The organism is Devosia rhizoryzae, assembly GCF_016698665.1.
GTDB lineage: Bacteria > Pseudomonadota > Alphaproteobacteria > Rhizobiales > Devosiaceae > Devosia > Devosia rhizoryzae.
In genome coordinates this window covers 2,664,844-2,677,520 of sequence record NZ_CP068046.1, presented here as the reverse complement: position 1 = coordinate 2,677,520, position 12,677 = coordinate 2,664,844, and the positions used below count along the sequence as shown (strand labels likewise).

Below are 12,677 nucleotides of genomic sequence, written 5' to 3'. Positions count from 1 at the left end.
CTTGCCACGTCCTCGTGGTTCGAGGGTCGCTTCGCTCCCACCTCACCATGAGGACTACTGAAGCATCTCACCAGCAGTAGCCCTCATGGTGAGGTGCTTTGCTTTTGCAAAGCCTCGAACCACGAGGGCGTGCCACCATATTTTCCACGAGTGATCCCATGACATCGTCTTTCTCTCTCGTCACCACCTGGTCCCCCGCAACCGACACCGAGCCGCTCGGCTATGGCCTTGATCTGACCAATACCGGCGACACGCCGGTTGCCAATTTCCAGCTCGGCTTCTCGGGTCCCGCCCGCATCGATCCGACGGCAACGCTCGAAAACGGCAAACTGCTCAAGCGCCTTTCCAACCACACCATGATTGCGCCGCCCGACGGTTTCGTGCTGCAGCCGGGCGAAACCTGGACGGCGACGGCGCGCGGCCTGTCTTATGGCCTGCGCCATTGGAGCGATGGCGCCAATGCCGCTTATGTCGTGCTCGAAGACGGCAGCGTCGTTTCGATCCAGACCACGCCGACGCAGGGCAAGGGCCACAACTCGCCGCTTCTGAAGGGCGCAGCCAAATTCCCGGTTCCGGCCAAGGCGCCGGTGGCCCATTCGATCATTCCCTGGCCCCGGCATGTCGCAACCACCGGCAGCCGCGTCGCGCCGGTCGGTTTCGAGCTTCACGCCAAGGGGCCGCTGGCGACGCGCGCCGGGCAGGCTTTTGCCGATCTCACCGCCGAGCTTTTCCCGGTCGAAGCCATCGTGCGCCCGGCCTCGGAAGCAGGCATGCCGGTTCATCTTGTGGAAAAAGCCGGGCTTGGCGAGGAAGCCTACGAGCTCAGCTTCGCCGAGAATAGCGCGACCGTTTCGGCGACCGGCTATTCCGGCCTCTTTTATGGTCTCGTGACCCTGGGCCACATGCTGCGCGGCGCGCGACAATATCCGGGCACGTTCACCTTCCCGACGGGCGGCACGATCAGCGACGAGCCTGGCTTCAAGTTCCGCGGTTCGCATCTCGACGTGGCGCGTCAGTTCTATACCGGCGCTGAGGTCAGTCGCCTCCTTCGCATCATGGCCTGGAACAAGATGAACAAGTTCCACTGGCACCTGACCGAGGACGAGGCCTGGCGCCTCGAGATCGATGCCTATCCGCAGCTGACCGAGATCGCCGCTTGGCGTGGCCATGGTAAGGCTCTGCCGCCGCTCTTGGGCTCAGGGCCCCAGGCGGCGGGTGGTTTCTACAGCAAGAAGACGGTGCGCGAGATCGTGGGCTTAGGCGAAAGCCTGGGCATCACCATCATTCCCGAAATCGACATGCCGGGACACTTCTATGCGGCCCTGCAGGCGCTGCCGCATCTGCGCGATCCGGCCGAGAAGGGCGAATACCAGTCGGTCCAGGGTTTCCCCAACAACAGCCTCAACCCCGCCCACGAGCCGGTCTACGACTTCGTCAACACGGTCGTCGATGAAGTGCTCGACCTCTTCCCAGCCGGTGTCTTCCATCTCGGCGCCGACGAAGTGCCGCTGGCCGCCTGGTCCGGCTCGCCGCTGGCGCTCGACATGATCGAGCGCATGGGCGGGCCAGAGCTGCGCAAGAAGCACGAAGCGCAGTTCAACCAGCTCGGCAACCACCATGGCGCCGACGAGATCGAAGGCTCGCCCACGGCTCTGATCCAAGCCGAGTTCATCCGCCGCGTGCACAAGTATATTGCCTCGAAGGGCGCCGTGACCGGCGGCTGGGAAGAAGCCGCCCACGGCGATGCCGTGGACAAAAGCAATTCCTATGTCATCGGCTGGCGCAATGTGGAGATCAATGCCGCCCTCGCCGAACGTGGCTTCGACATCGTCGTCTCGCCCGGCCAGCGCTACTATCTCGACATGGCCAATGGCGTGAGCTGGGCCGAGCCGGGCGCCGGCTGGGCCGGTTGGTCCGGCCCGCAGGAAACCTATGAGTTCGAAGCCCGCGACGGGTTTTCGGAAGAAGGACTAAAGCACCTTCTCGGGATCCAGAGCTGCATCTGGTCGGAATCGATGACCGACCGTGCCATCTTCGACCGGTTGGTGTTCCCGAGGCTGTCGGCCATCGCCGAAGCCGGCTGGACGGTGCCCGAGCGCAAGAGCTGGGAGCGGTTCAAAGCGCTCGTGGGCCTGATGCCGATCATGTACGGCCACTGGGCCGCGGAGTAACCCCCACCCAACCTCCCCCTGCAGGAGGGGGAGGAGCGCCACGGCGTTTGCCGAGCTGACGTCGCAAACTCGATAGGTCCCTCCCCCTTCTGAAGGGGGAGGCTAGGTGGGGGTGCTTAGCGCCTACCCGTTGATGATCTCGCCCCCATTCGGGTGCAGCACCTGTCCCGTGATGTAGCTCGCATCTTCACACGCAAGGAACAGGTAGCTTGGCGCAACCTCATTGGGTTGCCCCGGCCGCTTCAGCGGCTGTGAGGCACCGAACTCGGCGACCTTTTCGGCATCAAAGGTTGCCGGGATGAGCGGCGTCCAGATCGGGCCAGGGGCGACGGCATTGACGCGGATGCCTTTTTCGGCGAGCTGGCCGGAAAGCGAACGGGTAAAGGCGACGATGGCCCCCTTGGTCGAAGCATAGTCGACCAGTTCCGGCGAGCCGCGATAGGCGGTGACCGAGGTCGTGTTGACGATGGCCGAGCCTTCCCCAAGGTAGGGCAGGGCGGCCTGAGCCATATAGAAGTAGCCGAAAAGGTTGGTTTCGAAGGTTTCGCGCAGCTGTTGCGGCGTGATTTCCTCGACGTCCTTTTTCGGGTGCTGCTCGGCGGCATTGTTGACGAGCACATCGAGCTTGCCGAACTGCTCGATCACCTGACCCACCACATTGTCGCAAAAAGTCTTGTCACCGACATCGCCGCGCAGGAGCAGCGCCTGCTTGCCCTCGGCCTTGATGGCGTCCGCGGTAATGGCGGCGTCCTCGGTTTCCTCGAGATAAACCAGCGCCACCTCGGCGCCTTCGCGCGCGAACAGCACGGCCACGGCGCGCCCGATGCCGCTATCGCCACCGGTCACGATCGCCACTTTGTCCTTGAGCCGGCCGCTGCCGGGGTAGCGCGGCATATATTGCGGCTTGGGGTGCATTTCGGTTTCGCGGCCGGGCTGGTGATCCTGCACCTGGGGCGGATTGATCTGGTCGCTCATGAAGGCCTCGCAGCGCGGATGGAAGGAAGATGAGACCGGTACGGGTGGGATAATGACTCGGCTGCCAATTCGTTGGCCGGAGCGGGAAACCGGAAAAACCATCTCCGTTCCATATGCCACCATGTCCGGTTGACGCGTACCGGTCTCTGGGAACTGCAATGGCTCAAGGCGCCGCGGGTTGCGAAAAAAGTTTAAGCTCCCGCGGTCACACCATGGGTTTGCTGAGATAGCGCGAGCCATGCAGGGCAAAGCGCCACGGCGTATCGACGCCCTTGGTGATGCCGATGCGGGGGCCGGTCGCGATCTCCGGCGCGGCATCGGCAGCAAAGAGCGCAAATGGCGCCTCGTCGAGCGGCAAGCCGTTTTCCTTGAGGTCGATACCGAGCGCCTGCGCCAGTTTTCCCGGACCGGAGCAGAGCTGCCGGTCGAGCAAGCCGCCGCGCCGCTCCGTCATTTGCGCAATGCCATGCGTCGGCTCGAGGGCGCGAACGAGGACCGCGCTGCCGGGCTGGCAGACGAAGTTGAGACAGAAGTGGATGCCGTAGATCTTGTAGACATAGGCGTGCCCCGGCGCACCGAACATCACCGCATTGCGCGGGGAGGGGCCGCGGAAACTGTGCGAGGCCGGGTCGCTCTCGTCATAGGCTTCGACCTCGACGATCCGTCCACCAGCGCCGTCGAACAACAGGGTCGCGCCGATTAGCTCGCGCGCAACATCGAGCACCGGACGGTCGAAAAAGCTCTTGGACAAAGTGTCTGGCATTGGTCCTGGTTCAACGAACAAAGTCTTCGTGGTCGGTTCTCTTATTATCGCGCGGGCGGCGTGACTAAATAGGGTCAACAGCCCATGGAGGCATCAATGATCGACACATCCGTCCAGACCAATGTCCGCTCCCTTCCCGTCTTGCCGCTGACCACAAAGCTCGGGCCGGTCCATCTTGCCGTCACCGAACGCGCCAAGGCGCTGGCCATCTGGCAGGACGTGGTCGGCCTCGACCTTCTCGAAGAACAGGGCAATGCCCTGGTCATGGGCGCCGGCGGCATGCCGCTGATCGTGCTCGAAACCGGCGCGACGCGGCCCGTCGTGCCGCGCACCGTCGGGCTTTATCATGTCGCCATCCACGTGCCCGCCCGTGCCGACCTGGCGCAAATGGCCGTTCGGGCGCTGCAGCGCAATGTGCGCATCTCCCCGACCGATCATCTCGTGTCGGAAGCCATCTACCTCTGGGATCTGGACGGCAACGGCATCGAGATCACCTTTGAAACGCCCTGGCGCGGCACGCTGGGCGATCCCGACAAGGGCCAGACCTATGCCGTGACCACCGAAGGCAAGCCGCATTCGGGCCGTGAGCCCATCGACCTCGATGGCTTGCTGGGTGAACTCGGCACCAACCCGGTGCTTGCCCCGCGCATGCCGGCGGGAACGCGCATCGGCCATGTCCATGTCCATGTCGGCGACCTGCATAGGGCCATGGACTTCTACCGCGACGTGCTCGGCTTTGCCGGGTTCCTGCTGATCGAAAGCTTCGGCATGGGCGATGTCGGGCTCGACTACATGCCGCATACGCTCGCCTTCAATATCTGGTCCGGGCCCAATGCAACCCTGCCGCCGGCAGGCGCGGCCGGTCTCCGCTGGTTCACCATCACACTTCCAGATGGCGAAAGTTTTGCGGCACTGCAGGAGCGACTAAGAACCGCCGGTGCGCCGCTCGAGATCATCGGTAATGCGCTCGAAACAGCCGATCCTTTTGGCAACCGCATTCGTTTAGAGCTGGCTGCGTAAATCGAGCTCTTTGTTGCCTCACCCACCGGCTGTCACCCCGGGCCTGACCCGGGGCCCATCTTGAGATCTCGGGATGGGCCCCGGCTCAAGGCCGGGGTGACAACCGGGGTCGAGCATGGTTCAAGGGCTTAAATCCAACCGGAGATCGGCATGCAGCCCTATGGAGACGTCTTTCAGTTCTGGTTCATCGAACACGGCCAGGACGACTGGTTCGGCGGCAAGCCCGAATTCGATAGGGCACTTGCCGAGCGCTTCACCGACCTCCACCCAGCCGTGGCGCGTGGCGAAGCCTGGGCCTGGCGGGAAACGCCGGAAGGGCGGCTGGCCGAGATCATCGTGCTCGACCAGTTCTCCCGCCAACTCCATCGCGGCAGTGCCGAAGCTTTCGCGCAGGACAAGATGGCGCTGGTACTGGCGCAGGAAGCCCTCGCCACCGGCGCCGACGATGCGGTGGCGCGCGAACAGGCGGCGTTCATTTACATGCCCTTCATGCATGCCGAGTCCCTCGTGATCCAGGACGAGGGCGTAAAACTCTTCGAACCGCATGGCGATGCCGACCAGCTCGACTTCATGCGCAAGCACCGCGACATCATTGCCCGCTTCGGTCGCTTTCCCAAGCGCAACGCGGCGCTCGGCCGGACCAGTACGCCCGAAGAGCTTTCCTATATGGAAGAAGCGGGCGACCGCATGTTTTGATCGCAACTCTTGGTCTGTGCCGCCGTTCTTCTCCCAAAGGAGACACAGCATGGAATATGGCGGACAGTCCATCTGGGCAGTTTTGGTTACGATCGGCGTCATCGTTCTGGCATCAGCCATGATCTACGGGCTCCTGCGCAATCGCAATCGCACGGTCACCGAAAAGGTAGTGACCGAGCGTGCGACTAAGGAAATCTACCGGCAGGAAGATCGCGACGCGACCTGAGAAAAGGCGCCGTTGGGCGCCTTCTCCATTTAAGCAACGAGGCCCTTGGTCAGTTCGAGCGCCTGGCGTTCGAACAGGCGTCGATAGATCCCGCCTTGAAGGCGGATCAGGGTCTCGTGGCTGCCCTCCTCTACGATCTTGCCTTTGTCGAACACCAGCAACCGGTCGAGCGCCCGGACGGTCGAAAGGCGATGGGCGATCACCAGCGTCGTGCGGCCATCCATCAGCCGCTCCATGGCCTGCTGGATCAGGACCTCGCTTTCGCTGTCGAGGCTCGACGTCGCTTCATCGAGGATCAGAATCGGCGCATCGGCAAGGAAGGCCCGGGCGATGGCAACGCGCTGGCGCTCGCCGCCTGATAGCTTGACGCCCCGTTCGCCCACCATGGTTTCGTAGCCCTTTGGCAGGCTTTCGATGAAGTCATGCGCATTGGCCTGGCGGGCCGCCTCCTCGATCGCCGCGTGGCTCGCACCGGGCCGGCCATAGGCGATGTTGTCGGCCAGGGTGCGATGGAAGAGGATCGGCTCCTGCTGCACGATTGCGATCTGCCCGCGAAGGCTCGATTGCTGCACATCGGCGATGTTCTGCCCGTCGATGGTGATGGCGCCTTTGTTGATGTCATAGAGCCGCTGGATCAGCTTGACGAAGGTCGTCTTGCCCGACCCGGAATGGCCGACAAGACCAACCCGCTCGCCCGGCGCGATGCGCACCGAAAAGTCGCGGTAGAGCGGCGTCGCATGCGATCCGTACTGGAAGGTGACGTGATCGAAGGCGATCGCGCCCGCGCCGATCCGGATCGCCGGCGCACCCGGTCTGTCCTCGATGCCAAGGCTTTGGCTGTGGAGCGCCACCAGTTCCTCCATGTCGTTGACCGAGCGCTGCAGGTTGCGGATATGCATGCCGACATCGCGCAGGTGCCCCTGCAGCACGAAGAACATGGTGAGCACAAAGGTAATGTCGCCCGGTGTTGCCGCGCCGCGCTGCCACAGCAGCAGCGCCGTGCCCAGGATTGCGGCCTGCATCAGGGCCATCATCAGGCCCTGCGCCCCGCCGTTGAGCGTGCCGCGTTGCCAGACGCGCCGCGTGCGCTTCCGCCACTTGCCGACGACGCGGCTCAGGATGGTTTCTTCGCGCGTTTCGGCGCCAAAGGCTTTGACTACCGAATTGCAGCTCACGGCATCCGCCAGCGCGCCGCCCATGCGCGTGTCCCAGGTATTGGCCAAAGCACCCGCCGGAGCCACGAAGCTGGTCGAGAGCCATGCGGTGACGCCGACATAAAGCACCGAGCCGAGCCCGACGACCAGGCCCATCACCGGCCAGAATAGGCCCAGGATAACGCTGGCACCGACCAGCATGACCAGCGACGGCAGGAGCGCCACCAGCAAGGTGTCGTTGAGAAGATCGATGGCGCCCGAGCCGCGCGTAATCTTGCGCACCGTGGAGCCGGCAAAGCTATTGGCGTGCCAGTCCGTTGAGAAGCGCTGCACCCGGTGAAAAGCGTCGGTGATGACGTCGTTCATTACCTTGAGGGTGAAGGCGATGATGTTGAAATAAACGAACTGCCGCAGCAGCACCGACGAAAGGTAAAGCGCCGTCATGGTGATGAAGGCGGTGACGGCCGGCACCCAGTTTGCAGCATCCTCGCCGCTGCCCGAGGCAACGGCATCGACCAGGCGGCCGGCAAAAATCGGGCTGAAGGCTTCGGCAAGCGTCGCCGCCAGCACCAGGGCCGCGATTAGCGAGGCGCGTAGCGGCTGCTTGGCCCAATGGCGGAAGGTAAAGCCCAGCACAGTGCGAAAGGCATTGGCCTGAAAAAGTGTCTTGCGACTCATGATGGCATCCCGGTGCCGTTGTCCGGCAGCGGTTCCTTGTGGGGAATAGGGTGCCACAGCGAGAAAGGCTGCGGGCGGAGCGAGGGAGAAGGTGGCTAAGGAGCCCGGGCGAAACGCGCTAGCGTCGCATGCCACATGTGGGAGGGTTCATCACTGCTGCCATCAGACGCCTCCCAATGCTTGAAAAATGAAGCGGCGAACGGTTTGTAGCCAAACCGTTCGCCGTTGCCAATTGGAAGTTTTATTGTGCGCTAGTGGAGAGGGCGGGCTCCGGGGGCAGCAATCTCCCGCGTGGCGAAGTTGGCGTAGCTGAGCGCAGCTCCGAAGACGGCGAAAACGGCAAGAATGGCGGCGATGAAAAGCATGGCGATATCTCCTGTTGCTGGATGGAGATGTCGCGCCGATGGGCAGGCGTCCGCTTGATCCTGATCAACCAATTTTGCGATTGTTGCCGGGGTGGCGCCGCGCGGGGGAGGGCGCTAGGCTTTGCCACACCGATTCAAGACCAAGAAGGCGTTTCCCTTGAGCAATTCCCCGATCGACCAGAACAAACTCGACAAGCTCGGCGAAGTCGCCATCAAGGTCGGCCTGCAACTGGCCGAAGGCCAGGATCTCATCATCACCGCCCCGATGACCGCCGCGCCCCTGGTGCGCCGCATCACCGAGCACGCCTACAAGGCCGGTGCCGGCCTCGTCACGACCATCTATTCGGACGAAGAAACGACGCTCGCCCGCTTCCGCCATGCCAAGGATGCGAGCTTCGACCGCGCTGCCGGCTGGCTTTATTCGGGAATGGCCGAGGCCTACAAGAACAATGCCGCGCGTCTTGCGATCTCGGGCGACAATCCGATGATGCTGGCCAACGAAGACCCCGAAAAGGTGTCGCGCGCCAACCGCGCCAATTCAGCCGCCTACCGCCCGGCGCTGGAGCTGATCACCGGCTTCGACATCAACTGGAACATCGTTTCCTACCCGACGCCCAATTGGGCGAAGCTCGTCTTCCCCAACGATCCCGAGGATGTGGCGATCGGCAAGCTCGCCGACGCCATCTTCGCAGCATCGCGTGTCGATCAGGCCGACCCGATCGCCGCCTGGCAGCAGCACAATGCAAATCTCAAGGCGCGCTGGACCTGGCTCAACGGCAAGAAGTTCGCCTCGCTCAAATATACCGGGCCGGGCACCGATCTCAGCGTTGGTCTTGCCGATGGGCACCGCTGGAAGGGCGGCGCCTCGGAAGCCAAGAATGGCGTGACCTGCAACCCCAACATTCCGACCGAGGAAGTGTTCACGACCCCGCATCGCCTCCGCGTTGAAGGCACGGTCGCGGCCACCAAGCCGCTGTCGCACAACGGCACGCTGATCGAAAACATCCAGGCGCGCTTCGAAGAAGGCCGCCTCGTGGAGCTCAAAGCGACCAAGGGCCAGGAAGTGTTCAACAAGGTCCTAGACACCGATGAGGGCGCGCGTCGCCTGGGCGAAGTGGCCCTCGTGCCCCATTCCTCGCCGATCTCGGCCTCAGGCATCCTCTTCTACAACACGCTCTACGACGAAAACGCCAGCTGCCACATCGCCATGGGCCAGTGCTACGCCGACTGCTTCGAAGGCGGCAAGGAACTGACCCCCGACCAGATCTACGCCCAAGGCGGCAACAAGAGCCTGATCCACATCGACTGGATGATCGGCTCCGACCAGGTCGACATCGACGGCGTTCACGCCGATGGGACCACCGAACCAGTGATGCGTAAGGGCGAGTGGGCGTTCAACGTTTGAGGCTAGGTATTGAGCATCACCCCCTCCCTACCTTCGCTAAGCCTTCGGCTAAGCTACGGTACCCTCCCCTCTGAGGGGGAGGGTAAAGCCGGTGGGCTTGGAAAGTAGGTGCCACACTCGCGATGCCCACCTTCCCCCTCAGAGGGGAAGGCAAGCAGAGCTTGGCGAGGTACGAGCCTAGCGCAGCTCGGAAGGGGGTGTGCGGTGCACCCGCACCCTGGTTACTCGCCCTTCACTCCCAAAAATTCCTTCCCCGACATGACGATCTTGGGATCGATCTTGCCGATCTCGCCCACATCCTTGCCCTCATAATCGAGCGCATGCAGCACTACGCGAATGGCGTTGAGGCGCAGCCGGTTCTTGTCATTGGCGCGGATGACGGTCCAGGGCGCGTGTTCGGTGTCGGTCAGCCGGAACATGCGGTCGCGCGCTTCTGAATACTCGTCCCACTTGCCCAGTGCCTTGATGTCGACCGGCGAGAGCTTCCAGCCTTTCAGCGGATCGTGGCGTCGGTCATGAAAACGCTTGATCTGCATCTCGCGGCCGATCGACAGCCAGAACTTGAAAAGTTTGATGCCATCGCGGGTAAGGCGCTTTTCGAACTCGGGCGCTTCTTCGAGGAACAGCTCGGTCTGCTCTGGCGTCGAAAAGCCCATCACCGGCTCGACCACGGCGCGATTATACCAGGAGCGGTCGAACAGCACCATTTCGCCCGCTGCTGGCAGCCAGTCGACATAGCGCTGGAAATACCATTGCGTGGCTTCGCGATCGCTGGGCTTGGGCAGGGCAACGGAGAAGTTGTATCGGCGATTGAGATTTTCGAGAAACCGCTCGATCGTGCCGCCCTTGCCGGCGGCATCCCGGCCCTCGAACAGGATGATCGTCCGCGTGCCCGCCTTGGCCATATGCTCCTGATTGAGGACGAGCTGCTTTTGCAGCGCATACATCTGCGTGTCATACTCGTCACTGTCGAGCTTTTCGTCATAAGGAAAACCACCCGAAGTGAAGGCCGCTTTCTTGATGGCCTTGGGCAGGTCGGGATCGTTTATGTCGAAGCCATCATAGGGGTCAGTCACGCTGTCTCTCCGTTGTCACATTGAGGGTGCTATGAAGCGGTTTGCCGTGCAAGCGGTGACCCTCCAGCAATGAGCCGACCGGACGACATGGACGATATCCCTCCGGCCCAGCCGCTTGGCACCCTGCCTGCCGTTTTGACCCGGCTGATCGGCTATGGCCCGCTGCTGGCCGCTTTTGCCGGCGTGGTCATCGGCTTCGTCCTTTTCGGCGCCTTGCGGCCCGATATCGCCGTGCTCGGCATTCTGGTTATGATCGGCTTTCTGGCCATGCTGCCCTTGCCGGTGATAACGGTGACCGAAACGGTTGAGTTGCCGGTGCCGGTTTCCCGCGTAGCCGATACCGAAGCCTTCGTCGAAGCCCTGGCGGACCCGGCTTTGGTGCTGGACCGGCGTGGCGCCGTGCTGCATCGCAACCAGGCCGCGACGCGGCAGTATCCCGGCCTTGTCGAAGGCAAGGTGATGACGCTGGTGCTGCGCAATCCCGAACTGGTAAGCGCCATAGAAACGTCGATGCGCACCGGTGAGCGGCGCACATTCGAACTCCACGAGACGGTTCCGGCCGAGACCTGGGACAAGATAACGGTGTCGCCGCTCCATTGCCCCAAGACCGATTGGGAGGCCGAAGAGGACCATCGCCTGCTGGTGACGGTGCAGGGCCTGACCGAACTCAAGCGCATGGATGCGCTGCGCACCGATTTCGTCGCCAATGCCAGCCACGAGCTGCGCACGCCCCTGGCCTCGCTGATTGGTTTCATCGATACCCTGCTCGGGCCTGCAGCCAAAGATGCTGCAGCGCGCGAAAAATTTCTGGGCATCATGCGCAATCAGGCCGACCGCATGAGCCGCCTGATCGACGATCTCTTGAGCCTTTCCCGCATCGAAATGCACCAGCACGTGCGCCCTACGGGATCAGTTGATTTGGCTGGCCTTCTGCGCGAAGTGCGCGAGGGATTGCAGACCCAGGCCAAGGCGGCCGAACTCGATGTGGTGCTGGCCCTGCCGGCTGGACCTGTTCTGGTGACCGGCGATCGTGGCCAGCTCTATGAAGTTTTCGAAAACCTTTTCGACAACGCCATCAAATACGGCGCCACCGGCAAAAGCGTGGAAGTAACGCTGAGCGAAGTCGACCGGCCGGGTCTGCGCTATCAGGTGAGCGTCGTTGATCATGGACCCGGGGTCGAGCCCGAGCATGTGCCGCGCATGACCGAGCGGTTCTATCGCATCGACGCTGAGGCCAGCCGCAAGAAGAAGGGCACCGGCCTTGGCCTCGCCATCGTCAAGCACATCGTCCAGCGCCACCGCGGGCAGATGACCATCAAGTCGCGCCCAGGCGAAGGGCTGCGGGTGGATGTGCTGCTGCCTTAGCTAATGGCATCGTAACTCTTCATAGCCACCGGCTGTTACCCCGGGCTTGACCCGGGGCCTATCCTGAAATCTCAGGATGGATCCCCGCCTTCACGGGGATGACCTCGTGGGGTGAGGATATCAGCGGAAACAAAAAGGGCGCCCAAGGCGCCCTTTGCTATTCTATCCGACCGTCTCAGCGGCGTTTCTTGTCCAGCTGGTGATAGGCTTTGCGCGAGTGGAACTCGCAATAGGGACCGGATTCCTGGGCGTGGCCGCCACAGAAATAAAAGTCCTTGGTCAGCGGATCGCCGATCGGCCACTTGCAGGTCTGCTCGTTGAGCTGCAGCAGGCTCAAGCGCTTGTCTTCGGGGATGAAGAGCTCTGCCGTCTGCGGCGCGACATAAACTTCGGTCTGCAGTTCCGGCGTCATAGCGAGGGCCGTGGCGCCCATCACCTGCGGGCGCGACATGGTCTGCGCTGGACGTGGCTTCTGGCTCAGATGCGACGGGATGCCGGAAGAAACCGGGCTGGCGACGCGGCGCGGCGCTGGACGTGGGGCTGGCCGGCTGCGCGGCGCCGTATTGGTTGGCTTGGCGCGGGCGGAAAGCTTGAGGCGATGCACCTTGCCGATCACCGCATTTCGGGTGACGCCGTCACCCAGCTCGCCGGCGATCTGGCTGGCGCTCAGCCCTTCCATCCAAAGCTTCTTGAGAAGTTCGACGCGCTCGTCAGTCCAACCCAGCGATTGTGTTCCTGAAACCATCGTCAAAACAGAATCCTTCATTGTGCCGACAAGTGGCT

Annotated in this window: 11 protein-coding genes; 6 read left to right on the top strand and 5 right to left on the bottom strand. The window is 62.8% G+C overall.

Annotated features, from left to right (window positions below; translation table 11 throughout):
* Nucleotides 1–158 precede the first annotated feature (158 nt).
* Nucleotides 159–2,171 carry a beta-N-acetylhexosaminidase gene (locus JI748_RS13080; protein WP_201631372.1) on the top strand — a complete coding sequence of 671 codons (2,013 nt, stop codon included), beginning with the start codon at nucleotides 159–161 and terminating at the stop codon, nucleotides 2,169–2,171.
* A 123-nt stretch (nucleotides 2,172–2,294) separates the two neighbouring features.
* On the opposite strand, the gene JI748_RS13075 is transcribed toward JI748_RS13080, so the two are convergent.
* Nucleotides 2,295–3,146: an SDR family oxidoreductase gene (locus tag JI748_RS13075; protein WP_164533359.1), complete on the bottom strand. Its 852-nt coding sequence runs from the start codon at nucleotides 3,144–3,146 to the stop codon at nucleotides 2,295–2,297.
* Between the two features lie 205 nt (nucleotides 3,147–3,351).
* Nucleotides 3,352–3,909, bottom strand: a complete 558-nt coding sequence (locus JI748_RS13070; RefSeq protein ID WP_201631370.1) for a DNA-3-methyladenine glycosylase — start codon at nucleotides 3,907–3,909, stop codon at nucleotides 3,352–3,354.
* Nucleotides 3,910–4,005: 96 nt separating this feature from the next.
* Between JI748_RS13070 and JI748_RS13065 the strand changes: the two genes are divergently transcribed.
* The 3 genes from JI748_RS13065 (at nucleotide 4,006) to JI748_RS13055 (ending at nucleotide 5,851) form a co-directional block, all read left to right on the top strand.
* The gene (locus tag JI748_RS13065; RefSeq protein ID WP_201631368.1) at nucleotides 4,006–4,929 is read left to right on the top strand and encodes a VOC family protein; all 924 of its coding nucleotides are present in this window, start codon (nucleotides 4,006–4,008) and stop codon (nucleotides 4,927–4,929) included.
* 150 nt (nucleotides 4,930–5,079) lie between these two features.
* On the top strand, nucleotides 5,080–5,625 hold the full coding sequence (locus tag JI748_RS13060) for a DUF924 family protein (RefSeq protein WP_201631366.1): 546 nt from the start codon (nucleotides 5,080–5,082) through the stop codon (nucleotides 5,623–5,625).
* Between the two features lie 49 nt (nucleotides 5,626–5,674).
* Nucleotides 5,675–5,851 (top strand): hypothetical protein, encoded by a 177-nt coding sequence (locus tag JI748_RS13055; RefSeq protein WP_164533364.1) that lies wholly within the window; start codon nucleotides 5,675–5,677, stop codon nucleotides 5,849–5,851.
* 29 nt (nucleotides 5,852–5,880) lie between these two features.
* Here the strand turns inward: JI748_RS13055 and JI748_RS13050 are convergent, their stop codons facing one another.
* Nucleotides 5,881–7,683, bottom strand: a complete 1,803-nt coding sequence (locus JI748_RS13050) for an ABC transporter ATP-binding protein (RefSeq protein ID WP_201631364.1) — start codon at nucleotides 7,681–7,683, stop codon at nucleotides 5,881–5,883.
* 522 nt (nucleotides 7,684–8,205) lie between these two features.
* Here JI748_RS13050 and JI748_RS13045 point away from each other — a divergent pair.
* On the top strand, nucleotides 8,206–9,453 hold the full coding sequence (locus tag JI748_RS13045) for an aminopeptidase (RefSeq protein WP_201631362.1): 1,248 nt from the start codon (nucleotides 8,206–8,208) through the stop codon (nucleotides 9,451–9,453).
* A 221-nt stretch (nucleotides 9,454–9,674) separates the two neighbouring features.
* On the opposite strand, the gene ppk2 is transcribed toward JI748_RS13045, so the two are convergent.
* Nucleotides 9,675–10,529, bottom strand: coding sequence for a polyphosphate kinase 2 (gene ppk2, locus JI748_RS13040; protein ID WP_201631360.1), 855 nt, complete (start codon nucleotides 10,527–10,529; stop codon nucleotides 9,675–9,677).
* A 69-nt stretch (nucleotides 10,530–10,598) separates the two neighbouring features.
* Between ppk2 and JI748_RS13035 the strand changes: the two genes are divergently transcribed.
* The gene (locus JI748_RS13035; RefSeq protein WP_201631358.1) at nucleotides 10,599–11,894 is read left to right on the top strand and encodes a sensor histidine kinase; all 1,296 of its coding nucleotides are present in this window, start codon (nucleotides 10,599–10,601) and stop codon (nucleotides 11,892–11,894) included.
* A gap of 175 nt (nucleotides 11,895–12,069) precedes the next feature.
* Here the strand turns inward: JI748_RS13035 and JI748_RS13030 are convergent, their stop codons facing one another.
* On the bottom strand, nucleotides 12,070–12,618 hold the full coding sequence (locus tag JI748_RS13030; RefSeq protein WP_201637320.1) for a GcrA family cell cycle regulator: 549 nt from the start codon (nucleotides 12,616–12,618) through the stop codon (nucleotides 12,070–12,072).
* Nucleotides 12,619–12,677: the final 59 nt, after the last annotated feature.

What these genes read in the sequence shown, in the direction of transcription:
- JI748_RS13050 (WP_201631364.1), bottom strand. Translation starts at nt 7,683, where the DNA reads ATGAGTCGCAAGACACTTTTTCAGGCCAATGCCTTTCGCACTGTGCTG.
- JI748_RS13055 (WP_164533364.1), top strand. Translation starts at nt 5,675, where the DNA reads ATGGAATATGGCGGACAGTCCATCTGGGCAGTTTTGGTTACGATCGGC.
- JI748_RS13075 (WP_164533359.1), bottom strand. Translation starts at nt 3,146, where the DNA reads ATGAGCGACCAGATCAATCCGCCCCAGGTGCAGGATCACCAGCCCGGC.
- JI748_RS13065 (WP_201631368.1), top strand. Translation starts at nt 4,006, where the DNA reads ATGATCGACACATCCGTCCAGACCAATGTCCGCTCCCTTCCCGTCTTG.
- JI748_RS13060 (WP_201631366.1), top strand. Translation starts at nt 5,080, where the DNA reads ATGCAGCCCTATGGAGACGTCTTTCAGTTCTGGTTCATCGAACACGGC.
- JI748_RS13080 (WP_201631372.1), top strand. Translation starts at nt 159, where the DNA reads ATGACATCGTCTTTCTCTCTCGTCACCACCTGGTCCCCCGCAACCGAC.
- JI748_RS13070 (WP_201631370.1), bottom strand. Translation starts at nt 3,909, where the DNA reads ATGCCAGACACTTTGTCCAAGAGCTTTTTCGACCGTCCGGTGCTCGAT.
- JI748_RS13035 (WP_201631358.1), top strand. Translation starts at nt 10,599, where the DNA reads ATGAGCCGACCGGACGACATGGACGATATCCCTCCGGCCCAGCCGCTT.